Below are 24732 nucleotides of genomic sequence, written 5' to 3'. Positions count from 1 at the left end.
GGACGCGCCACATGGATCGGCGGCGAGCGTTCCTGGCGGGAGCCTACTTGCGCTTCCAGGCGCCGGCGGCGTCCTGATAATACCAGCCCGACGGCGAGCGCTGGACCCAACCATCAGCGAAGGTCTTGCGGATCTGTGCTTCCCACTCGGGGTGGCCGTTGGCCCGGGCGATCTCACGGTACAGCGCGTCGCGGTCGGTGTTCTCCTGGCCGACAATTGCGTTGGCCTGCGAGCGCTGATCCAACGGCAACGAGCCGGCGTCGCGAATGGCCACCTGGCCGTTGGCCGTGAAGCCCACGGCACCGCTGTCGAAGAGGGCCTTGAGCTGGCCACCGAAGCGCGCCTTCATGCGCTCGCGGATCGCGTCGGTCTGCGGTGTACGGACCTGGATGTCGGGAGCGTCCGCGGCCTGGGCCGCGGGAATGACCAGATCGAGCAACGAGGCGGAGGGCTGCTTACCTGGCGCAGGCCTGGCCGGCGTGGCCGTACCCGAACCCTGCGCGGGCTGCGCGACACCGCTGTCGTCCAGGACGTTGCCGATAAACTGGTCGGCTGCCTTCTGCGCCGCCGCTTCCGGGAAGTACACATTGATGGTGACACATCCGACCAAGGCGATGGCGGCAGACGTAACGACTCCAATCAGTGCTTTACGCATCATTGTTAACTTCCTTTCTAATGATCATCGTACCACCGGTCCACCACCTTCCGTAGCCGCCTGCAAGCGCCTTACCAGGGTCGGCCAGTCGACCTCCCTCTGATGGCCCACCACCGTGAGGCGCGGCAAGCCGCTGCCTTCGACGATAGTGTAGCCATCCTTCGCATTGCCCAGCCCACCCATGGAACACACGTCGCCCTTGAGCACACAGGTCAGCCCGATGCGCTTGTAGCCGAACGTCTTGAAGATCTTCAGCACGGTGCCCTGAATACCGCCCGCGATACCACCGCCGCCGACGGCGGTGAGATTGTTGACGGCCTTCTGACTGATCCGGCCACCGTCGTTCGCCGTGAAACTGGCTTTGAATGCAGCCGGTTTCCAGGCGACCAGACGAAGACCGATCAACGCACCGTCGAGACGACCGGTGATGCTGCCAAAGTCGAACACCGAGGTGAGCAGTGCGAGATCGAGCTGGCGCAGCGCGATGTCGCCGGTGAGAACCGGAGCAATCCCAAAGGGTTGCGAGACAGTCATGCGAGTGATGTCAACGAAGCCGTCGAAGACGTTGAGCGAAAGGCCACCCCCCATCTCCATGCGGTCGTCCACGTAGCGCATCGAAGGAATGGCGCCACCGATGGTGCCCTTGAACTCAGGCCAGCCAAGCGCGCGGCATAGCGCCCCCATGTCGATCTGGGTCAGCGCCAGCGACGTCTGCAGGCGCTCACCGCTCGCCGCCGCCGGCTTCCAGGCCAGACTCTGCACGCGGAACTGTCCGTCGAGGACAGGAATGGCAAGTGGTTTTTCCAGCGTCAGTGCGCCGCCGCGGCTGCGCCAGCTTGCATCGGCGGCGCCGTTGGGAATCCGATAGACCTGTAGGGCACGCCATCCGAGCTTCGTCGCCGGGCGGTCGCCCGTGGCGCTCCAGTCCAGCGCGCCATGCAAGCCCGAGACGCCAAGGCGGCCCTGGGCGAGTGACAGATCGAGGCCGCTGGTCTGCAGCGCGAACGTCGTCAGGCCACCCGCGTCGAGGCTGACCTGCCCGCTGATCTCGCCCGCGCCAACCAGCTCATCGATACCAAGGCTACGGAGCCATCCCTTGCCGTAACGTTCATAGGCGGCGGGAAGACGCGCGTTGACGTGGTCCAGCTGAAGCTGTGCCAGGTCGCCGTTCGGGTTGAAGCCCAGTTCGCCCTCTAGCTGCAGTGCATCCGGATCCGTCAGTCGCAGACGCGGTATCGACAGGACGCCTTTCTGGGAACGCGTCGCCAGCGACAGCTGCACGGCATGCGCGGGCAAGGCGGCGTATAGCGGGCCTAGGAGGATTTCGCCACCGCGCAGGCTGGCATCGAGGTCGATCGAGGTGCTGCCAGCATGGCTGTCGATGCCCAGCCTCCCGCTTCCCGAGAGTTTCTGCCCGGCAAGTTTGCCGCCCGGGCTGTCGAAACCCATCCCGTCGAGGGCGAACTGGCCGCCGGCCTGTATGCCGCTGTCGAGGAGATCGAGGGCAAGATCCGCGTCGACACGGCCGGTGGTGGTGCGACCCGACCAGACGGTGGACAGCAGGCCATTGAGCCATCCGGCCGGCAGCCCCTTCAGGGTGATCTGGGCGTGGGTGGTCTGATCGATCGGCAAAGCAATCCTGGCGCTCCCCTTGTCCTGGGTCACCGAGAGCTCGAGCGTGTTGGCCGATTCGTCGGCGACCATGTGCAGGCGCGCATTCGTCAGTGCGCCGCCTGGCGCGCCCTTCAGCCGAAGCGCGCCGTCGAAGACCCAGCGCCCGAGCTCGTCGCGATCAAGCCCTCCGTCGAGGGCCACGCCCAGCTTCTGCCAGCCCATGGCGGGCATATCGGCCTGCCTGGCTGACAGCGTGAGCTGCAACCCTTGTCCGCCTGGTGCCGCATTTATGTCGGCCTCCATGCCGGTCATGGCCACCCCGGGCAAGGACAGGCTATCGGCACCAACGGAAACGCCCGCGCAAACGCTTCCCGATCCCGCGAACAAGGCGCAGGCGACAAGAATGAGGACGAGCGTGCGGGTTGATACGGCGAGCATGCTCGGCCATTCTGCCAAACTCAGATGAACGACACGGAACGTTGCATGCCAGACCGCCTTTCTACACAGATACTCGTTGCCGACGACGACCCTTCGACCCGCGAATTCCTCCGCGGCGCCCTCACCTCGATGGGGTACATCGTCACGCTGGCGGAGGACGGCGCGCAGGCACTCGTCGCCGCGCGCGCCATGCGATTCGATGCCATGCTGCTGGATTGCCGCATGCCGTCAAGCGGCGCGATCGATGTCCTAGCTGCACTACGGGACGACCCCACCGCTGCCTCGCGCGACGCCGTGGCCATGGCGACAAGCGCCGACATGCCCGCGGTGCTGCGGCAGGCCCTGATCGACGCGGGATTCGCCTGCGTGCTCGAGAAACCGTGCCGGGTTGCCGCGCTCGTTAACGCACTGACCGCGACGCTGGGCGTCGGCGGCGATACCCGCTTGCTCGACGATGACGAAGCCCTCCTTGCAACAGGCGACGCGGCGACGATGCACGCCCTGCGCGACCTGTTCCGTGACGAGTTGATTCAGCTCGTGCCGGCGCTGGATACCCTGGCCGACGACCCGGCCGCCCTGGTCGAACGGATGCATCGGCTGCGCTCGGCGTGCGGGTTCTGTGGCGCAGCGCGTCTGGCCGCCCAGGCAACGGCCCTGCAAAACCACGTGATGGAAACGCGGCGGGTATCGCCGGCTGCCCTGCGGCGTTTCCGGTCGGAAGTCGAGCTCACGCTCACCGCCTTAGCGTAGGACGCGCCAGGCCTTGAGCTCGCCGCCGCCGAGATGGAAGGAGATCACCTGGCGCATCATGCGGCGGAGCGACGAGAGCCCGGCGGTATCCGGCGGCGTATCCCCTGCCAGCGCGAGCAGGTCGGCACCGCGGATAGCGCGTTGATCGCCGACGCGTCCCGGGAGCACGCCCGACTCCGGATCGTAGAAATAGACCAGCGCGGGTTCCACCGGTGAGCCATCGATCGCATCGATATCGAGCTGGAGGCCGTAGCCCAGGGCGCCGAGCATGTCGCGCTCGAATCGCCGCAGTGTCCAGGCCAACGGCTCACCGGCGGCCATCCGGCTTAGCGTGCCGTCGTAGAACGCAAAGAGTTCCGGATTGGCGTCCTGTCGGCCGGTCAGACGAACGACCAGCTCATTGAGGTACAGACCAGCAAGCCCTGCATCGCCCGTCAGGCGCAGCACCGCCCCCGAGGGTTCGGCGCTACGCAGCGTGGCGAGCTCGCCCTTCATCAACAGGTCGAGTTCGACGCGCTGGAACGGTTCGAGCTGGGCCCGCTGCGTGCGCGCACCCTCGCGCCGTACACCACGCGCGACCACGCCGATGCGGCCATGATCGCGGGTGAGACATTCGGCCAGCATCGATGTTTCCCGGTAAGGCCGGGCATGCAGGATGAAAGCGGGTTGCTGTTCGACGCGCATGTCGGCTCGCGCCCGGCGGCTTATTCGTAACCGAAACGCTTGAGCAGGTTCTCGTCGTCAGCCCAGCCTTCGCGGACCTTGACCCAGAGCTTGAGGAACACCTTACGATCGAACATGACCTCCATTCGCTTGCGCGCCGACGTGCCGATGGCCTTGAGCTGGGCGCCGCCTTCACCGATCACGATGGCCTTCTGGCCGTCGCGTTCGACCCAGATCACCGCGTGCACTTCGGCGATACCGTCGGGACGATCCTGGAAGGCTTCGATCTCCACAGTGGTCGCGTACGGCAGTTCCTGGTTCAGTCGCAGCATGAGCTGCTCGCGGACCAGTTCCGAAGCGAGGAAACGCTCGCTTCGATCGGTGATTTCGTCCTCGGCGTAGACCGCCGGCTGCTCCGGCAGACGCTTGAGGATGCCCTTTTCAAGGCCCTCGAGCCCCTTGGACTTCAGCGCGCTGACGTAATACACATCGTCGAATGGATGCTTCTGCATCAGGTCGGCGACGAACGGCAGCATGATCGTCTTGTCCTTCTGCAGGTCCACCTTGTTGATGGCCAGCAGCTTCGGCACGTCCGGCTGTTCGGCAATCGCCGCGTACATGGCGGCATCTTCGCCCGTCCAGCGGCCGGCCTCGATCACCTGGACGGCCAGGTTCACCTCGGAAATGGCCGTGCGCGCCGCCCGGTTGAGGCTGTGGTTCATGGCACGCTTGCCACCCCGGTGCAGGCCGGGCGTATCGACGTAGAGGATCTGCCCTGTCGGCTTGGTGGAAATGCCGAGAATGCGGTGTCGCGTGGTCTGCGGACGGTGACTGACGATGCTCAGGCGTACGCCGATCATGGCGTTGAGCAGGGTCGACTTGCCGACATTGGGTCGACCCAGCAGGGCGACGTAGCCACAGCGGAAGTCGTCGTCGACGATGGCGTCGTTTTCTTCAGGGATATCGATGTCGTTCATGATTTCTTTTCCAGCAAGCGGCGCAGCACCGTTTCGGCAGCGTCCTGTTCGGCGGCGCGCCGGCTGCCCCCGCGTCCTTCGACGCGAATCGGCTCCGGTTCGTCGATCGTACAACTGACGTCGAAGATCTTGGCGTGATCTTCGCCGTAGCTGTCGGTTAATTCGTAGATGGGAAGGGGAAGCCCCCTGCCCTGCAGCCATTCCTGCAGCTTCGTTTTAGCGTCCTTGCTGGATCGCTTGATTTCCGCCACGCGGGGCCAAAACAGCCGGCGCACCACCTGGCGGCAGGCGTCGTAGCCATCGTCGAAATAGACGGCGGCAACCAGGGCTTCGAAGGCATCGGCCAGAATGGAATCGCGGCGGAAGCCGCCGCTCTTCAGCTCACCAGGCCCCAGCTTCAGGTCGTCGCCGAGCTCAAGTTCCCGCCCGATAACGGCCAGGGCCTGGCCGTTGACGAGCTGGGCGCGCAGGCGAGAGAGCTCGCCTTCGCTCGCATTGGGATGCGCTTCGAACAACAACTCGGCAACGAGGGCGCCCAGCAAGGCGTCGCCCAGGAACTCCATCCGCTCGTTATTCGGCTTCCCGGCACTGCGGTGAGTCAGGGCCAGGGTCGCGAGACCGGGATCACGAAAGCGGTAAGGAAATTCCACGAAACCTCATTGCCCGACGGCACTTTTGAGCGGCACCGACTTCTCGAAATGGAGCAGGAAGGCGATGTTGTAAATAAACGGAATGACTTTGTCGTACGAAACTTTCAAGACCGGCGAGTTGCTCGCGTTCGTGATTGTCACGTCCTTTGGCTTGATCGTCGAATCGTCCACGTACTGGAAGCTCATCTTGAACGCGAGCTGCCGGCGAGCCTGCTCGAGATCCGTGTTGCCACCCTCGGTCGACATCTGATTGAGCGCTTTGACCACGCCCATGTACTCGATATAGGACGGCACCAGCTTCATTGCCATGAAGGCGAAGAAGCCAACGATGGCCAGCATGATGACGAACCCGATAAGGGTAATACCCGACTGCCTGGATTTCATGTTCCGGTCTCCGCCGCGCGAAGCGGCTCCCCTGTTCAAGACGTTAAATGCCGACGGGGCGCGCAAGGCGCCCCGCAGCGGAGATTACCTTGTCCGGGGCGTACCGCAACGCCTTGCAGCGTGACGGACGCCACCGTTCCGTCAGTGGATGACCTTACCCATCCTGGAAAAGTCCAGCAGGCCATTATCGAATCCGCGCCAGGCGAGCCAGACGAAGAAGGCCTTGCCGACCAGGTTGGCCTCGGGCATGCAGCCCCACCAGCGGCTGTCCGTGCTGTTCATCCGGTTGTCGCCCATGACGATATAGCAGCCCTTGGGCACTTCCGACGGCACCGACGCATTGGGGATGTCCTGCGGCATGTTGTAGGCCGGGGTCAGCGCGATCGTATGGTTGATGCTGCCCAAGTGCTCCGTATACAGCTTGGATCCGAAGGTCATCAGCAGGCGATCTTCCGGCCGCGACATGCTGCCCTTGAACGGCCCGATCTCGTCGGCGCCGACGCGCTCACCGTTGATGTAGAGCTCGCTGCCCCGGGTTTCGATGCGGTCGCCGGGCAGGCCGATCACACGCTTGATCCAGTTTTCGCTGGGTACGGCGGCGTGGGGATCCTGGCAGGTGATGTCGCCGCTGCGGATGGTCTTGCCGCTTTCGTCCTGGCAGACATAGCCCGGAAAGCGGAACACGACCACGTCGCCGCGACGCGGTTCGCCGTTCTCGAGCAGCTTGTTATTGAAGGCCGGCATACGCAGGCCATAAGCGAATTTATTGACCAGGATGAAGTCGCCCACGTCCAGCGTCGGCATCATCGAGCCCGACGGGATGCGGAACGGCTCGGCCACGAACGAGCGCAGCAGGAGCACGACCAGGATCACCGGGAACAACGAGCGAGCCCAGTCGACCGGCCACGGCTCGGGTTGCTCGGCGCCAAGGGCTTCGGCGCGGGCGCGGCGCGCCTTGACCAGGAAAAGGCGATCGAACAGCCAGACCACACCGAACAGGACGGTCAGCCCGAGAAGAATCGCCGAGAAATCAAATGCCGCCATACCATCTCCATCAGTCGTGTCGAAGGGCCTTACGGCCCGGTCCGGCGCATCCGGCGCCGGCTTTCCATGTCTCGTTTACTTATCCTGCCGCAGCACGGCGAGGAAGGCTTCCTGGGGAATTTCCACGCTGCCAACCTGCTTCATGCGCTTCTTGCCTTCCTTCTGCTTCTCGAGAAGCTTCTTCTTTCGCGATACGTCGCCGCCGTAGCACTTGGCCAGGACGTTCTTGCGCAGCGCCTTGACCGTCGAGCGGGCGATCACGGCCGCACCGACGGCGGCCTGAATGGCCACGTCGAACTGCTGGCGAGGAATCAGATCCTTCATGCGCTCGACAAGTTCCCGGCCGCGACGATCAGCGTGCGAACGATGCACGATCAGGCTCAGCGCGTCCACGCGATCGCCATTGATCAGGATATCGACGCGGACGAACGGGCCCGGATCGAACCGCTCGAGGTGGTAGTCCATCGAGGCATAGCCGCGGGACACCGACTTCAGGCGATCGAAGAAGTCGAGCACCACTTCGGCCAGCGGCAGCTCGTAGGTCACCTGCACTTGGGTAGCCAGATACTGGATGGAACGCTGCACGCCGCGCTTCTCTTCGCAGAGTTTGATCACGTTGCCGACGTAGTCACCCGGGGTGAGGATGGTGGCGACGATGATCGGCTCGCGGATCTCCACGATCTGCTGCGGCGGCGGAAGCTTCGCCGGGTTGTCCATCTGCAGGACGGTGCCGTCGGTCTTGGCCACCTCGTACACCACGGTCGGCGCCGTGGTGATGAGGTTGAGATCGTATTCGCGCTCGAGGCGCTCCTGCACGATTTCCATGTGCAGCATGCCGAGGAAGCCGCAGCGGAAGCCGAAGCCCATCGCCTCGGAGCTCTCTGGCTCGAAGAACATGGCCGCGTCGTTGAGGCGCAGCTTGTCGAGCGCCTCGCGAAGGGCCGGGTAATCATCAGCCGATACCGGGAACAGGCCGGCGAACACGCGCGGCTGCATCACCTGGAAGCCAGCCAGCGGCTCGGCGGCAGGCTTGCCCGAATGGGTCAGCGTGTCGCCCACCGGGGCGCCATGGACGTCCTTGATGGACGCATTGATCCAGCCCACCTCGCCCGCGCCCAGATGATCGAGCTTCTTGCGCTTGGGGGTGAACACACCGACGTCGTCGACAAGGTGGGTACGGCCGGTCGACATGACCAGGATCTTGTCGCCCGGGCGGATCTCGCCCTGCATCACGCGTACCAGCGACACCACGCCCAGGTAGTTGTCGAACCAGGAATCGATGATCAGCGCCTGGAGCCGGTCGGTGTTACCCGCCTTCGGCGCCGGGATGCGATGGATGATCGCCTCGAGCACTTCGATCACGTTCTGGCCGGTCTTGGCGCTGACCGGGATCGCATCGGTGGCATCCAGCCCGATCACGGCTTCGATTTCGGCCTTGGCCTTTTCCACATCCGCCGTCGGCAGGTCGATCTTGTTGATGACCGGAATGACTTCCAGGCCCTGCTCGATCGCCGTATAGCAGTTGGCCACCGACTGCGCCTCGACACCCTGGGCGGCGTCAACGACGAGCAGTGCGCCCTCGCAGGCGGACAACGAACGGCTTACTTCATAGGAGAAGTCGACGTGCCCCGGGGTATCGATGAAATTGAGCTGATAGGTTTTCCCGTCGCGCGCCGTGTACGGCAGCGACACCGACTGGGCCTTGATGGTGATACCGCGCTCGCGCTCGATCGGATTGTTGTCGAGGACCTGCGCTTCCATTTCGCGCTCGGTCAGACCTCCGCACAACTGGATGATTCGGTCGGCCAGGGTCGACTTGCCGTGGTCGATGTGGGCAATGATGGAGAAGTTGCGGATGAGTTCCATGGAGCGCCGTGGTCACGTTCACCATCGCTCGCGGCGCGAACGACGCGCGCCAGCCCTCAGGGCCAGCGCGAATCAAGCATTATCGCATGGAAGGCCGCCCACCGCCGACCGGCGGACGGCATCGACTGCGTCAGCGATCGCCAGGCACGGTGACACCCACGAATCGCGTCGAGTCGTCGCGCCGGACCAGCAACATGGCGGTATCGCCGGACTTGATGCCCCGGGTAGCGTCCCGGAACGCCGCGGCACTGCCGATGCGCTTCTGGTTGACCATGAGGATGATGTCCCCCGCCTGGAGCCCCGTCTGGGAGGCGGAGGATCCGGCGACCCGACTCACCACCACGCCTTCACCGGCCTTGAGACCCAGCTCGGACCGGGTCGGCGCGTCGATGTCCTGGACGGCGAGGCCCAGCGCGCTAGCGGATCCGCCGCCCGCGCCTTCCTCGCCGGACGAGGCGGCGGCGAGCGCCGTCTTGTCGCGGGGCAGCTCGCCGACGGTGACCTCGACCGTCTGCTTCTTGTGGTCCCGGAGGAACTCGACCTTCGCTGTCGAACCCGGCCGGGTGATGGCTACCAGCGGCGGCAGATCCGGCGCCTGGGTGATCGGCGTGCCGTTGAAGGAAAGGATGACATCGCCCTGCTTAAGCCCCGCCTTGTCGGCCCCACTGCCCGGCGTGACCTGCGCGACAAGCGCGCCGTTGGAGTCGGCGAGATCGAGATTCTTCACGAAGGGATCCACCGGCTGCACGGTGACGCCGAGCATGCCGCGAGAGACGTAGCCCTTCGCCTTGATCTGATCTACGACGTTCATTGCCACGTCGATGGGAATGGAGAACGACAACCCCTGATAACCACCGGACGTGGAGTAGATCTGCGAGTTCACGCCGATCACCTGGCCCTGCAGATTGAACAGGGGGCCGCCCGAATTACCCCGATTGATCGGCACGTCGGTCTGGATGAACGAGGTATACGGCTGGTCGCGGCTGCCCAGGTTGCGCCCTACCGCACTGATGATGCCGTGGGTCACGGTGGCGTCGAGGCCGAAGGGCGAACCGATCGCGAGGGCCCACTGACCGCGCTTCACGCTGCGCGAGTCGCCGATGCTGACGGCAGGCAAGGCACCGGCATCGATCTTCAGTAGCGCAATGTCGTACTGCGGGTCCTTGCCGACGACCCTGGCGGTGAAGCTGCGACGGTCCTGGAGCCGCACCTTGACCTCGTCGGCGTCATCGACGACATGGTCGTTGGTGAGAATGTAGCCATCGGCGGAGATGATGAATCCCGAACCCAGCGAGGTCTGCTCGGGCGGCTGCGCCGGAACGCCCGGCATGCCGAAGAAGCGGCGGAGCAGCTCTTCCTGGTCGTCCTGCCCGGCGGGGCCGCCTTTCGTCTTCTTATGCGCACCGGTCGTCTTTGCCTCTACGTGGACGACTGCCGGGGCGTTCTTTTCCACCACGCCGGTGAAATCGGGCAGGCTCTGCGCCTGCACGCCGGCGGTCGCCAGCACCAATGCACCGCCAAGCACGGCACGTGTATTCAACCAACCCATCCTCTTTCCTCCTTGTCAAAGCCACGGTTGCCCGTACGTCGAGGCGACCGCACGGGTGGTTACGAATAAGGGAACAGGCGCGCCGGGGACGGTCGGCGCGCCAGGGTGGCGTCGCGGCTTAGCGAGCCTGCGACGCGGCGACCGGCTGCACATAACGACTGCCGTCGGGACGGGTCAGCAGCATGTAGCTATTGCTTGCGGGGGCTTCTGCGGTCCGGCCACGCTGAATCTGGTACGGCGTGGAACGGGGAAGATAGGTTGCACCACCCTCGCTCGAACTGTCGAATGCCGCCTTCTGGGTGAACTGGGACGCCATGTTGCTACCGGCAAGCCACTGCGGCGCCACCGGGGCGGCAGCGGGCTCCGGCGTGGCATCGGCCACCTGGATGTCGCCGGAAACCGGCGCCTGGTGAGCGATTTCGGGAGCCCCGGAACGGTTGCCCGCCGGCTGCGACAGCATCAATGCGGCGACGGCCACGCTTGCGGCGATGGCACCCCCCGCGGACCAGTGCAGCCAACGGCGGCGCGGTGCGGCATCTGCAACGGCCGGCGCACTGGCTTCGGCCTCGATAGCCGCCATGACGCGATCGACGAAGTCATGGGATACCGGGGGCAACGCTTCGCGGCGCAGACCGTCACGACCCGCGTGATAACGCGACCAGACGTCGGCAAGGCCCTGATCGGCCTCCAGACGACGTAACAGGAAGCGGATTTCCTCCCGCGACAGCTCTCCGTCCATGCCGGCGGAGAGAATTTCACGATTGGCTTCACTCATGGATTGTGATCCTCGCGGTCGGATAGAAGCGGCCGCAGTTTTTCGTCGATGGCTTCACGAGCCCTGAAGATACGCGAACGAACCGTTCCGATAGGACAGTTCATGATGGCGGCGATTTCGTCATAGCTTTTGCCGTCCACCTCGCGCAGGGTAATCGCGACCCGAAGTTCTTCAGGTAAGGCTTGGACAGTGGAAAACACCGTTTGTTCCACCTGTTCACGCATCAGTTCGCGCTCCGGGGTGGCCCCGTCGTGCATTCGCGTGGCACCCGGGACGTAAACCGCATCGTCCACGTCGATGTCCCCCGTGGGCGGGCGGCGCCCCATGGCGACCAGGTGGTTCTTGGCCGTATTCACGGCGATCTTGTAGAGCCAGGTGTAGAACGCGCTTTCGCCGCGGAACGACCCAAGGGCACGCCAGGCGCGCACAAAGGCCTCCTGGGCGATGTCCTCACATTCGGTCCAGTCGTGCACGTAGCGGGAGATCAACGCGATGACCTTGTGCCGGTATTTCCGCACAAGCAGGTCGAACGCGCGGCGGTCTCCTTGCTGCACACGCTCGACAAGTGCTTGATCCAGTTCGTTTTCGCCCATCCGGGCCGTCTCCTCACATCATTCGGGGCCAGTCGCGGGCGCAGCTGAGACAAGCGCGGACCGAGCAAGTTCACTGCCCGGTCAACCGGTCATCCTTTGAAAATATGCGCAACCCGGCCTGAACCTCAAGTTGGAACCGGCCCGTCAGGCACTGACGGGCGTCCGACCTTCGGTGATCACACGCTCGCGCTCGGCGAGTAGCTTATCGAAAGCCACCACCGGTAGCGGTCGGCAGAACAGGTAGCCCTGGAGTTCGTCACAGCCGTTCGCGCGAAGGAACTGCAGGTGCTGCTCGATTTCGACGCCCTCGGCCACCACGCCACGTTTGAGTCGGTGGGCCATGTCGATAGTCGCCCGGACGATGGCCTCGTCGTCGGGATCCACACCGATGTTGCGGACGAAGCTCTGATCGATCTTGATCCGGTCGGCCGGCAGCCGGCGGAGGTAGTCGAGGGACGCCGCGCCGGTGCCGAAGTCGTCGATGGCGATATGGCAACCCATCGCGTGCAGGGCGTCGAGCGTTTCGACCAGGTGCGGCACCGTCTTCACGCTGATGCTCTCGGTCACTTCAAGCTCGAGGCTGTCCGGGTTGAGCCCGGTATCGGTCAGGGCGCTGGTAACTACCTCGGCAAGGTTCTGCTGCATGAGCTGCACTGCCGAAAGGTTCACGCCAATGCGCAAGCCCAGGCCATAGGTGTCTTCCCAGGCCTTCGCCTGCGCGCATGCGGTACGCAGCACCCACTCGCCGATCGGCACGATGAGGCCGCTGGCCTCGGCCAGCGGGATGAAGAACGCCGGACTGATCATGCCCAGTTCGGGGTGCTCCCAGCGCACCAGGGCCTCCATGCCGATGATGTCTTCGGTGACGGCATTGACCTGAGGCTGATAGAACACGCGCAGTTCGTTGTTCTTCACCGCGTGACGAAGACTTGCCTTCAGGGCCACGTGCTGTTGCTGCGACGCGTCCGTATTGGCCGCGTAGATCTGGTAATTGTTCCGCCCCAGACTCTTCGCCCCATACATCGCCTCATCCGCATGGCGCAGCAGCAGCTCGCCTTCGGTCGCGTCGTCGGGGAAGAAGGAGATGCCGACGGACACGGTGGCCTGAAGTTCCGAGCCGTCATCGAGCCCCAGCGGAATCTCCATCGCCTGCACCACTTTCTCGGCGATACGCAGCACGTCGTCGCGTTTGATGATGTGGCGCAGGATCATCGTGAACTCGTCGCCGGCGTAACGTGCGACCGTGTCGGAAGCACGCACACTGGCGCGCAGCCGCTTCGCCACGGCGGTCAGTACCTGGTCGCCCACGGCATGGCCGAGCGTGTCGTTGATACTCTTGAAGCGGTCGAGGTCGACCAGCAAGGTGGCAAAGCATTCGCCGGTTCGCTCCGCCTCGCGGATGGTCGTATCCAGGCGATCGTTGAACAGAAGACGATTGGGCAAGGCGGTCAACATGTCGACGAGGCCGCGGGCGCGCCCCTGTTCGCGTGAGCGCCGTAGTTCCAGCGCGGAGGCGAAACGTGCCGCGGCCGCGCGTAACGCCGGCTCGAGGACGCGACCATCGCTGCCGGTGCGACGGCGACCGGCCAGCAACGCGCCGAGCACGTTACGCCGCTCGTCGAGCAACGGCAGGAACGCATAGGAGCGCAAGCCCAGCGTCTCGACCAGGGGGTCGGCGACGGACGTGTCGCCGCCGTCGCCCAGATGCGAAAGCGTTTCACCGCCCAGGCAGATCTTCAGCAGCGGCAAATCGGTCGCGTCGGGCCATTCGACCAGGCCCGGACCGTTCCAGATGCGCGTAAGCACCTCCGGTCCGAACTCACTTTCCGGCAGGGCGGACCACACGGCGACGACATCCAGTTCGAGCGCGTCGGCGAGCATGGCGGCAGCCTCGCCCATGCCCTCATCGTCACTGGGACAGGCATCCAGCACCGACAGGAGGGACAAGGCCCTTCCCGCCATCTCGACGGCGCGAAGGTCACGAAATGCAACCGCAATACGATGGGCACCGCGATCGACCAGATGGCGTACATCGACCTCGCCGGCGATGTCACTGCCATCGAGCCGGCGCAACGTGCAAGCCATGCTGTCGCCATCGGGCACCGGCCAGACCGCACCGCCGTCCATCTTGAACAGGTCGGTGAGCAGGCGGCCGTGCACGGGGCCATCGCCGGCCATCAGCCGATTCATCGCTGTGCCGCTTTCGATCACGCAGCCGTCGGGTGTCGATGCAACCACCCAGGCCGCGCCGGCCTCGAAGGCAAACCGATAGTCCAGTCCGCTGGGCTCGCTGGGAACGACCGGCGCCTCGGCGCCGATCGCCGCGCGGACGCGTTGGGCGAGTTCAGCCGCGATGGCGTTCTCACGAAGCCAGTCGGAGCTGTCTTCCGGGGCAACGCCAGGCGCCTCGCCGACGACGTAGACCACGGGCAGCCGCGAGTACGCGGCCGAGCCACGAAGGATGCGCAGGCCCTGGGCCATGTCGGCCGTGCCGTCCGCACCGATCACGGCCACATGCAGCGGTGGTGCATCCGCCAGCAGGGCTTCGAGTTGCGCGGCGTCGCGAGCGCTCAGCAGAACGAAATCGCCATCCGCGTCGAGGGCGTCGAAAACGGCCCGACGCACATCGCGGCGCGGGGTAAATATGAGTACGCCACTGGGTTCCGGCGTCGACATGCGCGCGCTCAAACGATCCACCGGCCGTCGCGCAGGCGCGGCGCGGCGGAGCGGGCACGCCAGTCGGCGTCGACGCGGATGATGTCGTCCTCGAACGTGGCAAGCAGGCTTGGGCTGGCGCCCATCAGCACCACGCGGCGCACGTGACCCGTCTGCGCCCGTGCAAGTTGCCGTAAAAGCGCACCGTCGGTGGCGCTCGGCGGCCCGGGCGGCATGTCCAGCAGGTACACGCCGAAATGCAGGCTCTGCGAGATATAACGCAGGGCATCGCCCAGCCGCGTACAACCGGGCACGCGCATCTGCGCGTCGCGCAGGCTGGCCAGGCCCTCGGCGTGGCGCCACAGGTACACAGCCTGCCCCGTCCGCCGCGCGACCAGGCGGAACTGATCGATCAGCTGGTTGGTGTCGCCGGTCTGCAACGCGACCAACGGTCCCGACGCGGACAGAATGCGGTCGAAGACATCGGTTCCTACATGGGGGTCGGCGGGCATGGGCGACACATCGGCGGCAGTGGCGCGAAGTATCGGCCCAATACGGGGGAGTACGCTAGGGATCGCACACCATACGCCGGGGTATCTCGCATTCGGCCCGACAGGAAGGTATGGTGATGCGCTCATTCGCCAGCGTACTGCCTGCCATGTTCGAAGGACTCCGATTCAAGCACTGGAAGACCAACGTGGGCGACGACGGCATCGTCGTGCTCACCTTCGACCGCGAGGGTGCGAGCGCCAATGCCCTGTCGCGCGAGGTGCTCGATGAACTCGACACGATCGTCGAGCGCCTGGCCATCGAGAATCCGCGGGGCGTCGTCATCCACTCGGCAAAGCCTTCGGGCTTCGCCGTGGGCGCCGATATCCGCGAATTCGTCGAATATGCCCAGACCGGCACCGTCCTGGCCAACATCGAGAACGGCCAGCGGGTGTTCGAGAACCTCGCCCGCCTGTCCTGCCCGACCGTGGCGGCGATCCATGGCGCCTGCATGGGCGGTGGCACGGAACTCGCCCTCGCCTGTCGCCAACGCATCGCGGTGGACGACGAGGCAACGAAGATCGGCCTGCCTGAGGTGATGCTCGGCATCCACCCGGGCTGGGGCGGCACTGCCCGCCTGCCGCGCCTGATCGGCGCACCCGATGCCCTCCCCGCGATGCTCACCGGCAAGCCCTTCAACGCACGTCGCGCGAAGGCCGTCGGCCTGGTCGACCGGCTTGCCCGCGCGGACGAACTGCTGGCCGAGGCACGCCATCTGATTAAACGGCCGCACCAGCGTCCGTTCGCCCAACGCGCCAAGGCGTGGGCGACCAACACCCTTCCGGCGCGTGCCATCCTGGCACCCATGGTTCGTAAGCAAACCGCGGCCAAGGTACGCAAGGAGCATTACCCGGCCCCGTTCGCGCTGATCGATACCTGGGCGCGCGGAGGCTCCAGCATCCAGCAGCGGCTCAAGCTCGAAGCGAAGTCCGTAGCGAAACTGGCCACCACGCCGACCGCGCATAACCTCATTCGCATCTTCTTCCTGCAGGAACGCCTGAAGAGTCTCGGTGGCGGCACGGACCACGGCATCAAGCACGTGCACGTCGTCGGTGCCGGCACCATGGGTGGCGATATCGCCGCCTGGTCCGCCCTCAAGGGCTTCGATGTCACCCTGCAGGATCGTGAGCTCCGCTTCATCGACCCCGCGATCAACCGCGCACGCACGCTATTCGAAAAGAAACTCAAGGCACCGGCCAAGGTCGACGCGGCCGTGGGCCGCCTTCGTGCAGATGTCGATGGCAAGGGCGTGGCCGATGCCGACCTCGCCATCGAAGCCATCTTCGAGAATCCGGAAGCCAAGCACGCGCTGTACGCGATCATCGAGCCGCAATTCCAGGCCGATGAGATCCTTGCCAGTAATACCTCGTCGATTCCGCTCGACGAACTACGCAAGGGGCTGAAGGCACCGCAGCGATTCCTCGGCCTGCACTTCTTCAATCCCGTGGCGCAGATGCCGCTGGTGGAGGTCGTGCGCCACGATGCGCTGGACCCGGCCATCGAAAAGCGTGCACTCGCGTTCTGCAAGGCCATCGGCAAGTTGCCGGTGCCGGTCAAGGGCACGCCGGGCTTCCTGGTCAACCGTATCCTCATGCCGTACCTGATGGAGGCGATGCGCCTTTACAACGAAGGTGTACCCGGCCCCGTGCTCGATCGCGAAGCGAAGAAATTCGGCATGCCGATGGGCCCGATCGAACTGGCCGACACGGTCGGTCTCGACGTATGCGCGTCGGTCGGCAAGGAACTCGCCCCGTTCCTCGGCCTGGAAATTCCGCACGGCCTGGAAGAAAAAATCGCTGCGAACAAGCGCGGCAAGAAGGACGGCGAAGGCCTGTACGTATGGAAGGAAGGCAAGCCGGATAAACCCGAAGTGGACCCCGACTATGTGCCGCCGGCCGACATCCAGGACCGCATGATCCTGCCGATGGTCAACGAAGCCATCGCCTGCCTGGCTGAAGGCGTGGTCGACGACGCCGACTTGCTCGACGCTGGCGTCATCTTCGGCACCGGCTTCGCGCCGTTCCGTGGTGGCCCGATCCAGTACACGCGCACTGAAGGCGTGGCCGCGGTGCGCGAACGGCTGGCAAAGCTCGAAGCGAAGCACGGTGCGCGCTTCGCGAAGAAGGAAGGCTGGGATAACCCGGAACTGACTCAGCCTGCAGCCTAAGCCATGTAGGAGCCGATTTATCGGCGATGCTTTACCGATCGAGGAAGAGCATCGCCGATGACTCAGCTCCTACCAGGCAGGGCGAGGCTAGCTTGGTAGGAGCCGCCTCAGCGGCGATCCCTCACCACATCAAATCGTCTGGCACGCCATCATCCGACTCGCTCACGGCGTTCGGATCGACGAGCAGCGCGATGAACTCCGGGGCCAGCACCTGCAGCTCCGCGATCACTGCCTTGTCCACGACAAGGTAACGACCACCCTGCTGCACGACGCCAAGCTCGCCCGCGTTGATCGCGACCAGCTGAGCGGCGTCCACATGGACACGACGGATCTTTTCGCCGTACGGGAAATGACGAACCTGGTCGGCATCGGCGAGGTTAAGGGACTTGCCCTTGAGCAGTTCCTCGACTTTCCGCTTCTTCTCCTTGCGCAGTCGGGCCACCTCAGCCGCCTCGGCTTCGATACGGCGACGCTCGGTGGCATCGGTCTGCGCGCGGATGGCGTAGGCCTTCGCCAGATCGATCTCGCCATCCTTGCGCGGCGGACGTGGCTGTCCGTCAGCGCCCGGCTTGGCGCCCTGCTGAGGTCGCCCACCGCCCTGGGGTCGGTTGCCTTGCTGCGGACGGCCACCTTGCTGCGGCTTGCCACCCTGCGGCGGCCGACCACCCTGCGGCGGTTTCGCGCCCTGACGCGGACTGTTGCCCGCGTAGGGCTGGCCGCTCCCGGCGGACGGGCGTCCGCCCTTGCCGGTATCGGCACCACCTTGTCGCGGCGGTGCGGACGCCCTTTTCTCTTCGCGGACCTCCTTGACGAGGCCGCTCTTCAATAACTGGTCGCGCAGGGACTCTGCCATGATCGGTAAGGCTCGTTCGGTTGCTTTAGTAATGCGGCGGCGGGGGCTCGTTGGCAGCTTCGCTGCCGAGCCCCGCACGCATGTTCATGAGGTCGGAGCGCAGGTCGCGCAATGCCCTCTCCAGTCGGTCCAACCGTCGGGATATCTCGGTATCCGCCGACGACAGTCCGTTCACGGTGTCGTCGATGAAAGCCAGACGCATCTCGAGTTCGATCAGGCGGTCGTTGGTATCAGTCATCGTGGCGACCCACCAGGCTCCGGCCGCGACCGATGCCGTAATAGGCGATGCCCGCTTCCTCGACGGCCGCCGGATCGTAGAGATTGCGGCCATCGAAAATCACCGCATTCTTAAGCAGCGACTTGACGCGCGCGAAGTCCGGGGCACGGAACGCCTTCCATTCGGTGACGATCATCAGCGCATCGGCGCCGTCGATCGCCTCGTACGGACGCCCGACCAGTTGAAGGTCGGCACGTTCGCCGTAAATGCGGCGTGTCTCCTCTGCCGCCTCCGGATCGAATGCCCTGACATGGGCACCCGCCTCCCAGAGCTGCTCCATCAGGCGACGACTCGACGCTTCGCGCATGTCGTCCGTATTCGGCTTGAAGGCCAGACCCCACAGCGCAATGGTGCGCCCTTTCAGTTCACCGCCGAAGTGACGCGACAGCAGCGCGAACAGGCGCGACTTCTGCGCATCGTTGACCGCCTCCACCGCGTCGAGCAGGCGCGCGTCATAGCCGACCGCGTGTGCCGTGCGCGCGAGCGCCTGCACATCTTTCGGGAAACACGAGCCACCGTAGCCGGCGCCGGGATAAATGAAGTGATAGCCAATGCGCGGATCCGCACCGATGCCCTGACGCACGAGCTCCACGTCCGCGCCGACGTGCTCGGCGATGTTTGCGATCTCGTTCATGAAGCTGATCTTGGTCGCGAGCATCGCGTTGGCGGCGTACTTCGTGAGCTCGGCCGAGCGTTCGTCCATCACGACCATGCGGTCGTGGTTGCGGTTGAACGGCGCGTACAGCTTGCGCAACACGGCGATCGCCTTGGGGCTCGACGCGCCGACGATGATCCGGTCCGGACGCATGCAGTCTTCGACCGCGTCGCCTTCCTTGAGAAATTCGGGATTGGAAACGACATCGAACGGCACGTCCACACCACGGGCCTGGAGGCGCGCCAGGACCGCCTCGCGCACAAGGTCGGCAGTGCCGACGGGTACGGTCGACTTGTTCACCACGACCGTATAACGGTCGATGTTGTCGCCGATGGTTTTCGCCACGGCCAGCACATACTGGAGATCCGCGCTGCCGTCTTCGTCCGGCGGCGTGCCAACGGCAATGAAGACCACCTCGCCGTGCCCCACGGCGGGGACGGCATCGGTCGTGAAGTCCAGGCGCCCGTCCCCATGGTTGCGGACGACCATCGGCTCCAGACCCGGCTCGTAGATCGGGATGTCGCCAGCCTTCAGGCGATCGACCTTACCCGCGTCGACGTCCACGCAAACGACATGGTTGCCCATCTCCGCAAGGCAGGTGCCGGTAACGAGACCGACGTAGCCGGTGCCGAAGATCGTGACTTTCATGGAACTCCCAGGGACATCAGCGCCCGCTGTCGTAACGGTCGATTGTAGTCCCGGCCGGCGCGCAGGCAAAGAAAAAGGGCGCGGATCGCTCCGCGCCCTTTCATTTTTCTACCGGTGGGGCGAGGGCTTACTTGCCGCCCGGCGCTGCGCCACCCGGACCGCCAGGACCGCCGGCCGGAGCCGGACCCGTCTTGAGCAGTTCGACGTCGAAGATGATCGTCGCGTTCGGCGGGAAGCCGTTTTCCGGCTTGGCGCCGTAAGCGATGTTCGACGGGATGAAGAGCTTGTACTTGCCGCCGGTCTGCATCAGCTGCAGGCCTTCACGGAAACCCGGGATGACCGCCTGGAGCGGGATGTTGGCCGGGCCGGCGGGCTGGTGGTCGGCCGAAGCATCGAACTTCTCGCCGTTCACGAACGTACCGGTGTAGTTGATCGAGACCTGGTCGTTCGGGCCCGGACGTGCGCCGGTACCTGCCTGGACGACGGTGTACTGCAGGCCCGAAGCCGTGACCTTCACGCCAGCCGCGGTCTTGTTCTTGGCCAGGAATGCGTCGCCTTCCTGCTTGTTCTGGGCAGCGACCTTGTTGTACTCGGCTTCGGCCTTGACCTTCAGCTGGGCCACGAAGGCTTCGCGGACCGTCTTGGCTTCGGCTTCGGTCATGGTCGGCTTCTGGCCGGAAAGGGCAGCCTGCAGGGCCTTGGCGACCGTAGCGGCATCCACTTCCTTCGCGACGAGCGGCGGCAGGGAGCTTGCAAGGTCCCAACCCACGACGTAGCTGGCCTTCTGCTTATCAACGGTGCCCGCACCAGCAGCAGCCGGCTTGGCTGCCTGGGCGGATGCGCCCGCGGCGGTACCCAGCGCAACCGCCAGGGCGACGGCCGTCATCGTGGGACGCAAAAATTGCTTCATTCGGTATTCCCTCTCTTGGAAAGATTCGGCGACGCCGCCGGTACACCTCCGTGTGGAGGTTGAAACGCCATTGTGCGGTGCTTCGCGCCTTGCTTGCAATGACGTGGCGAGAGACAAGGTTTCACACTAAAAGTTCAGCAACCTTTCAACGGAATGACGATTGGGTCACTCATCGTGCCCCGGACCCGGTTTTTCCAGGGTATCCCGCAGGGCCGCCTGCAGGCGGGCATGCACCTGTACCAGCACCCGCCAGAGCAGCCAGACCAGGCCGATACCGATCAGGACCAGCACCCCGGCGACCTCACGCGGGGGCAGGATGGTGGACGCCAGGGCCGCCACGAGGAGGCCGAGGATCAGCATCGCCACCACCGGGATGATCCGCCCCAATACGGCACGGATCCGGTAGGTGCGGCTGCCGAACCGGTCCGGAATGCTCAGCTCGGCCAGCAACATGCCCAACGCTCCCGCCTTGCGGTAGGCCGCGACCACCATGGGCAGGGACAACAGCGCGGCGAGCGACCAGGCCAGGCTGCGGCGCACCGTGGGGTCGTCGCTGAGGATGTCCACGTGGAGGAACCCACGGCGGTACGCAAAGGCCACGATGATGAAGACCGCAATCACCAGCATCATGTTGATGATCACGTGCCAGACCAACCGGCGGATCATCTTCATCACGATGGCGCCCTGCCCTTGCAGGCCCAGGTTGCCCATCCACTCCGTGTAGGCGCCGAATACGCCGGTGACGCGCGCAGGCAAGGCCCGACCGAGGAAGCTCGCCAGCGGATCGGAGGAACGGATCAGGTAGGGGGTAAGAAACGTAGTGATTGCCGACACCGCCACCGCCACCGGGTAGAGGAAGTTGCTGGTCACCTTGAGCGTGAGGCCCAGTGAGGCGATGACGAAGGAGAATTCGCCGATCTGCGCCAGCCCCATGCCCACGCGCAGCGACGTGCGGCCATCGTTGCCGGCGACGAAACTGCCGAAACTGCAGGTCACCACCTTGCCCACGACCACGGCGATGGTCACGACGGTGATCGGCCAGGCGTATGCCACCAGCAAGGCAGGGTCGATCAACATGCCGATGGCGACGAAGAAGATCGCGCTGAACATGTCGCGCACCGGCATGATGATGCGCTCGATGCGCGCCACGCTCTCCGATTCCGCCACGATCGCACCGATCATGAAGGCGCCCAGCGCGACGCTGTAGCCCATCTCGGTGACCAGCAGGCAGAAGCCGAAGCAGATGCCCAGCACGGCAATCAGCAGCACGTCGTTGCGGCTGACACGCGCGATATAGTCGACCACGCGTGGCACCAACAGCAGCCCCACCACCAGCGACACGGCCATGAAAAGACCGAGCCGACCGATCGCCGCGAAAGCCTGGCCCGCCTCCACGCCCCCGGTACTGGCGATACCCGTGAGCAGGGCCATCAGGACGATGGCGAGCAGGTCCTCCACGATGAGGATGCCGAACATGAGCTGGGCGAAGCGCTCGCGCTTGAGACCCAGGTCCTCGAGCGCCTTCATGATGATGGTGGTCGAGGAGATCGACAGCATCGCGCCGAGGAAGATCGCATCCATCGCGGACCAGCCGAAGAACCGGCCGATCTCGTAGCCGATCCAGACCATGAGCACGATTTCGGCGAAGGCGGCGACTAACGCCGCCCCACCGACGGCACGCAGTTTCTTCAGGCTGAACTCCAGCCCGAGCGCGAACAGCAGCAGGATCATGCCTAGCTCGGACAAGGTACGAATGGTTTCTTCATCGTGGATGAAGATCACCGGCAGCGTATGCGGCCCGATCAACAACCCCGCGATGATGTAGCCGAGCACCACCGGCTGCCTCAGGCGCTGGAAGATCACGGTCGTCAGGCCGGCAACAAGCATCACTGTCGCGAGGTCCTGGATGAAAACGATGCCGTGCATGCCTGTCCTCGAGAGTGCGAAGGGACAGGTTAGCGCGTGCGCAGGAACATGCGCACGGAATGCGGGCCGGCACGCGAGGGCGTATCGTCACGCAAGTACGTGCCAGCGTTCGTCATTCTCGAATTCGTGAAAATAATTTCAAAAAAAATGTAACGAATGCTTGACGAATTAGCGGGTCGGACGTAATCTTTGCGGCTTCCAGCAGGGGGCCATAGCTCAGCTGGGAGAGCGCCTGCATGGCATGCAGGAGGTCGCCGGTTCGATCCCGGCTGGCTCCACCAACTTCTAAGACGTCCCCATCGTCTAGAGGCCTAGGACATCACCCTTTCACGGTGGCGACCGGGGTTCGAATCCCCGTGGGGACGCCACTTTCTGGTCCGCCAGAGAGTGTTAAGGACGAAGAAGTTGGAAACGTTGGAAAGCTGGAACGTAAGTGTGGAGCGGTAGTTCAGTCGGTTAGAATGCTGGCCTGTCACGCCGGAGGTCGCGGGTTCGAGTCCCGTCCGCTCCGCCATTACTTCCAAAAAGAATCCCGCCATCTGGCGGGTTTTTTTTTGCCTTGAATTTGCCTGGCCGGAGACTGGCTTTGCCGGAGACTGGCTTTCTGTGGGAGCCGCTTCAGCGGCGAATGGGTTTGCCTCAACCCGGCCCGCTGCCGCGGGATCGCCGATGAATCGGCTCCCATCAATCGGGTTTGTGGTCCTCGAGGCGCTCGAGGGTACCGATCGAATGCCCCTGCTCGGCCAGGAATTCCAGCCATCGGTTGAGAAAGCCATTCATGCGCAGGCGATGCTGGAGCACGGTATTGGCCGGGGGAAAGGGCCCGAGTACCTGCCACAGCTTGCGTCCCGGATGGCAATGCATCGCCTCGGCTACATGGGCATCGGTATACATGCGTAACTGGGCGGAGGGGGACGGCTGCCCGGTGGTCTCGTCGACGAAGTCGTAGGTGAGCTCGAGTTCCAGCGTGTACGGGTGCTTTTCCTGTACATCCAGGCGCACCTTCAGGCCGTCGTCCACATCGGAGATGTAACGGCCCGGCGCCAGCCGCTGCGGCGCGAACAACCGTGCCAGCCGGTGATAGTTCTCCGCATACAGCCCCATCAGGAAGCCGAAGCGTCCCGGGAGGAAAGCGGATGGGCGTTCGATGACGGCGGTCATGTCGGGCGAGGGTCTCCGTAGGGCTGTCTAATACATGTGACGTTCGATGCCGAGGTACTCGAAAATCTTGCTCGAAATCTCCTCGATCGACGTATGCGTGGTGTTGAGGACCGGAATATTTTCCCGTCGCATGAGCCGGTCGGCCTGCTCCAGTTCCCAGCGACACTGTTTCAGGGTCGCATATCGGCTCCCCGGGCGCCGCTGCTCACGGATCTGCGCAAGGCGGTTCGGGTCGATGGTCAGCCCGAACAGGCGGCTTCGATAAGGGCGGAGACGGGTTGGCAGCTCCAGCTTGTCCAGGTCGTCGTCCGTGAGCGGATAGTTGGCGGCACACACGCCGTAATGCAAGGCCATGTAGAGGCAGGTAGGCGTCTTGCCGGAACGGGAAACGCCGACGAGAACGAGGTCCGATTCGTTGTAATCGACATCCAGGCCATCGTCATGCGCCAGGGCATAGTTGGTGGCGTTTATCCTCGCTTCGTAGCGTTCGAAGTCCACCAGGCCGTGTGAACGGTTGACCGCGCCCGACTGCTTGGTGCCCAGTTCCGCTTCCAGCGGGTCGATGAAGGGGGCAAAGACGTCCAGCATGAGTGCCCCGCTGCCGGCCACGATGTCGCACAGGGCACGGGAAGTCATGGTGTTGACGACGATCGGCCGCTGCCCGTCCTGGGCGTACTTGGTCTTGATGCGCAGGGAGGCCGCCTCGGCTTTCTGCGGGTTGTCGATGAACGGCAGGCGGTGGGTATCGAACTGGACCCCCTCGAACTGGGCCAGCATGCTGTTCCCGATGGTTTCGGCGGTGATGCCGGTGGAATCGGAAATGAAGAAGACGGTACGGCGCATCGGGGGTTTTCCCAGCGGTTGGTCCATGGGCAAACCTTAGCGCAAGACGCCGCCATAACAAGCGACCCCTCATGATCCCTGAACGTTTGTGCATCGCGCCTTGTTTCCACGGTGACAGGGCTACCACAAT

The 24732-nt window shown here is 64.5% G+C and carries 22 protein-coding genes and 3 tRNA genes; 5 read left to right on the top strand and 20 right to left on the bottom strand.

The window, feature by feature from the left end:
- Window positions 1-43 precede the first annotated feature (43 nt).
- Both HB634_RS22345 and HB634_RS22340 read right to left on the bottom strand, forming a co-directional pair.
- The gene (locus HB634_RS22345; protein ID WP_345777527.1) at window positions 44-658 is read right to left on the bottom strand and encodes a YdbL family protein; all 615 of its coding nucleotides are present in this window, start codon (window positions 656-658) and stop codon (window positions 44-46) included.
- Between the two features lie 21 nt (window positions 659-679).
- Window positions 680-2707 carry a hypothetical protein gene (locus HB634_RS22340; RefSeq protein ID WP_213950162.1) on the bottom strand — a complete coding sequence of 676 codons (2028 nt, stop codon included), beginning with the start codon at window positions 2705-2707 and terminating at the stop codon, window positions 680-682.
- A gap of 45 nt (window positions 2708-2752) precedes the next feature.
- Here HB634_RS22340 and HB634_RS22335 point away from each other — a divergent pair, with 45 nt between their 5' ends.
- Window positions 2753-3457, top strand: coding sequence for a response regulator (locus HB634_RS22335; RefSeq protein ID WP_213950161.1), 705 nt, complete (start codon window positions 2753-2755; stop codon window positions 3455-3457).
- On the opposite strand, the gene recO is transcribed toward HB634_RS22335, so the two are convergent.
- The 11 genes from recO to HB634_RS22280 all read right to left on the bottom strand — a co-directional run bounded on the left by recO (window position 3449) and on the right by HB634_RS22280 (window position 15125).
- Window positions 3449-4141: a DNA repair protein RecO gene (recO, locus tag HB634_RS22330; protein ID WP_213950160.1), complete on the bottom strand. Its 693-nt coding sequence runs from the start codon at window positions 4139-4141 to the stop codon at window positions 3449-3451. The two genes, HB634_RS22335 and recO, sit on opposite strands and share 9 nt — an antisense overlap.
- Window positions 4142-4161: 20 nt before the next feature.
- Window positions 4162-5097, bottom strand: coding sequence for a GTPase Era (era, locus tag HB634_RS22325; RefSeq protein WP_213950159.1), 936 nt, complete (start codon window positions 5095-5097; stop codon window positions 4162-4164).
- Window positions 5094-5747 carry a ribonuclease III gene (gene rnc / locus HB634_RS22320; protein ID WP_213950158.1) on the bottom strand — a complete coding sequence of 218 codons (654 nt, stop codon included), beginning with the start codon at window positions 5745-5747 and terminating at the stop codon, window positions 5094-5096. The genes era and rnc overlap by 4 nt, the downstream gene beginning before the upstream one ends.
- A 6-nt stretch (window positions 5748-5753) precedes the next feature.
- Window positions 5754-6131: a DUF4845 domain-containing protein gene (locus tag HB634_RS22315; protein ID WP_063572742.1), complete on the bottom strand. Its 378-nt coding sequence runs from the start codon at window positions 6129-6131 to the stop codon at window positions 5754-5756.
- 141 nt (window positions 6132-6272) lie between these two features.
- Window positions 6273-7175, bottom strand: a complete 903-nt coding sequence (gene lepB / locus HB634_RS22310) for a signal peptidase I (protein WP_063572743.1) — start codon at window positions 7173-7175, stop codon at window positions 6273-6275.
- A gap of 75 nt (window positions 7176-7250) precedes the next feature.
- Complete coding sequence (lepA, locus tag HB634_RS22305; protein WP_063572744.1) at window positions 7251-9041, bottom strand: translation elongation factor 4; 1791 nt, start codon at window positions 9039-9041, stop codon at window positions 7251-7253.
- A gap of 130 nt (window positions 9042-9171) precedes the next feature.
- On the bottom strand, window positions 9172-10581 hold the full coding sequence (locus HB634_RS22300) for a Do family serine endopeptidase (protein ID WP_231873960.1): 1410 nt from the start codon (window positions 10579-10581) through the stop codon (window positions 9172-9174).
- A 127-nt stretch (window positions 10582-10708) separates the two neighbouring features.
- Window positions 10709-11365, bottom strand: coding sequence for a sigma-E factor negative regulatory protein (locus HB634_RS22295; protein WP_213950157.1), 657 nt, complete (start codon window positions 11363-11365; stop codon window positions 10709-10711).
- On the bottom strand, window positions 11362-11958 hold the full coding sequence (rpoE, locus tag HB634_RS22290) for an RNA polymerase sigma factor RpoE (RefSeq protein WP_063573712.1): 597 nt from the start codon (window positions 11956-11958) through the stop codon (window positions 11362-11364). The genes HB634_RS22295 and rpoE overlap by 4 nt, the downstream gene beginning before the upstream one ends.
- A 144-nt stretch (window positions 11959-12102) precedes the next feature.
- Window positions 12103-14634 (bottom strand): bifunctional diguanylate cyclase/phosphodiesterase, encoded by a 2532-nt coding sequence (locus HB634_RS22285; protein ID WP_213950156.1) that lies wholly within the window; start codon window positions 14632-14634, stop codon window positions 12103-12105.
- A gap of 8 nt (window positions 14635-14642) precedes the next feature.
- Complete coding sequence (locus HB634_RS22280) at window positions 14643-15125, bottom strand: hypothetical protein (protein ID WP_213950155.1); 483 nt, start codon at window positions 15123-15125, stop codon at window positions 14643-14645.
- Window positions 15126-15271: 146 nt separating this feature from the next.
- On the opposite strand from HB634_RS22280, the gene HB634_RS22275 reads away from it, so the two are divergent.
- A complete protein-coding gene (locus tag HB634_RS22275) occupies window positions 15272-17329 on the top strand; it encodes a 3-hydroxyacyl-CoA dehydrogenase NAD-binding domain-containing protein (protein ID WP_213950210.1) in 2058 nt (685 codons plus the stop codon).
- 121 nt (window positions 17330-17450) lie between these two features.
- On the opposite strand, the gene HB634_RS22780 is transcribed toward HB634_RS22275, so the two are convergent.
- The 5 genes from HB634_RS22780 to HB634_RS22245 all read right to left on the bottom strand — a co-directional run bounded on the left by HB634_RS22780 (window position 17451) and on the right by HB634_RS22245 (window position 22598).
- The gene (locus HB634_RS22780) at window positions 17451-18182 is read right to left on the bottom strand and encodes a DUF2058 family protein (protein ID WP_218625589.1); all 732 of its coding nucleotides are present in this window, start codon (window positions 18180-18182) and stop codon (window positions 17451-17453) included.
- A 25-nt stretch (window positions 18183-18207) separates the two neighbouring features.
- Window positions 18208-18420 carry a SlyX family protein gene (locus HB634_RS22260; protein WP_213950154.1) on the bottom strand — a complete coding sequence of 71 codons (213 nt, stop codon included), beginning with the start codon at window positions 18418-18420 and terminating at the stop codon, window positions 18208-18210.
- Window positions 18413-19762 (bottom strand): UDP-glucose/GDP-mannose dehydrogenase family protein, encoded by a 1350-nt coding sequence (locus HB634_RS22255; protein ID WP_213950153.1) that lies wholly within the window; start codon window positions 19760-19762, stop codon window positions 18413-18415. The genes HB634_RS22260 and HB634_RS22255 overlap by 8 nt, the downstream gene beginning before the upstream one ends.
- A 127-nt stretch (window positions 19763-19889) precedes the next feature.
- The gene (locus HB634_RS22250) at window positions 19890-20672 is read right to left on the bottom strand and encodes an FKBP-type peptidyl-prolyl cis-trans isomerase (RefSeq protein WP_063574304.1); all 783 of its coding nucleotides are present in this window, start codon (window positions 20670-20672) and stop codon (window positions 19890-19892) included.
- Between the two features lie 165 nt (window positions 20673-20837).
- Window positions 20838-22598: a cation:proton antiporter gene (locus HB634_RS22245; protein WP_213950152.1), complete on the bottom strand. Its 1761-nt coding sequence runs from the start codon at window positions 22596-22598 to the stop codon at window positions 20838-20840.
- A gap of 205 nt (window positions 22599-22803) precedes the next feature.
- On the opposite strand from HB634_RS22245, the gene HB634_RS22240 reads away from it, so the two are divergent.
- From HB634_RS22240 to HB634_RS22230, 3 genes are all read left to right on the top strand, one after another.
- Window positions 22804-22879: transfer RNA gene (locus tag HB634_RS22240), tRNA-Ala, on the top strand.
- 11 nt (window positions 22880-22890) lie between these two features.
- Window positions 22891-22966: transfer RNA gene (locus HB634_RS22235), tRNA-Glu, on the top strand.
- A gap of 69 nt (window positions 22967-23035) precedes the next feature.
- A tRNA-Asp gene (locus tag HB634_RS22230) sits at window positions 23036-23112 on the top strand.
- 170 nt (window positions 23113-23282) lie between these two features.
- On the opposite strand, the gene HB634_RS22225 is transcribed toward HB634_RS22230, so the two are convergent.
- Complete coding sequence (locus HB634_RS22225) at window positions 23283-23759, bottom strand: DUF1249 domain-containing protein (RefSeq protein ID WP_213950151.1); 477 nt, start codon at window positions 23757-23759, stop codon at window positions 23283-23285.
- Between the two features lie 27 nt (window positions 23760-23786).
- Complete coding sequence (locus HB634_RS22220; RefSeq protein WP_046966780.1) at window positions 23787-24602, bottom strand: pyruvate, water dikinase regulatory protein; 816 nt, start codon at window positions 24600-24602, stop codon at window positions 23787-23789.
- Window positions 24603-24732 lie beyond the last annotated feature (130 nt).

The sequence above is a fragment of the Luteibacter sp. dw_328 genome (genome assembly GCF_018449605.1).
Classification (GTDB): Bacteria; Pseudomonadota; Gammaproteobacteria; order Xanthomonadales; family Rhodanobacteraceae; genus Luteibacter.
The sequence above is the reverse complement of the archived record's forward strand: the minus strand, read 5'-3'. Positions and strand labels throughout refer to the sequence as shown.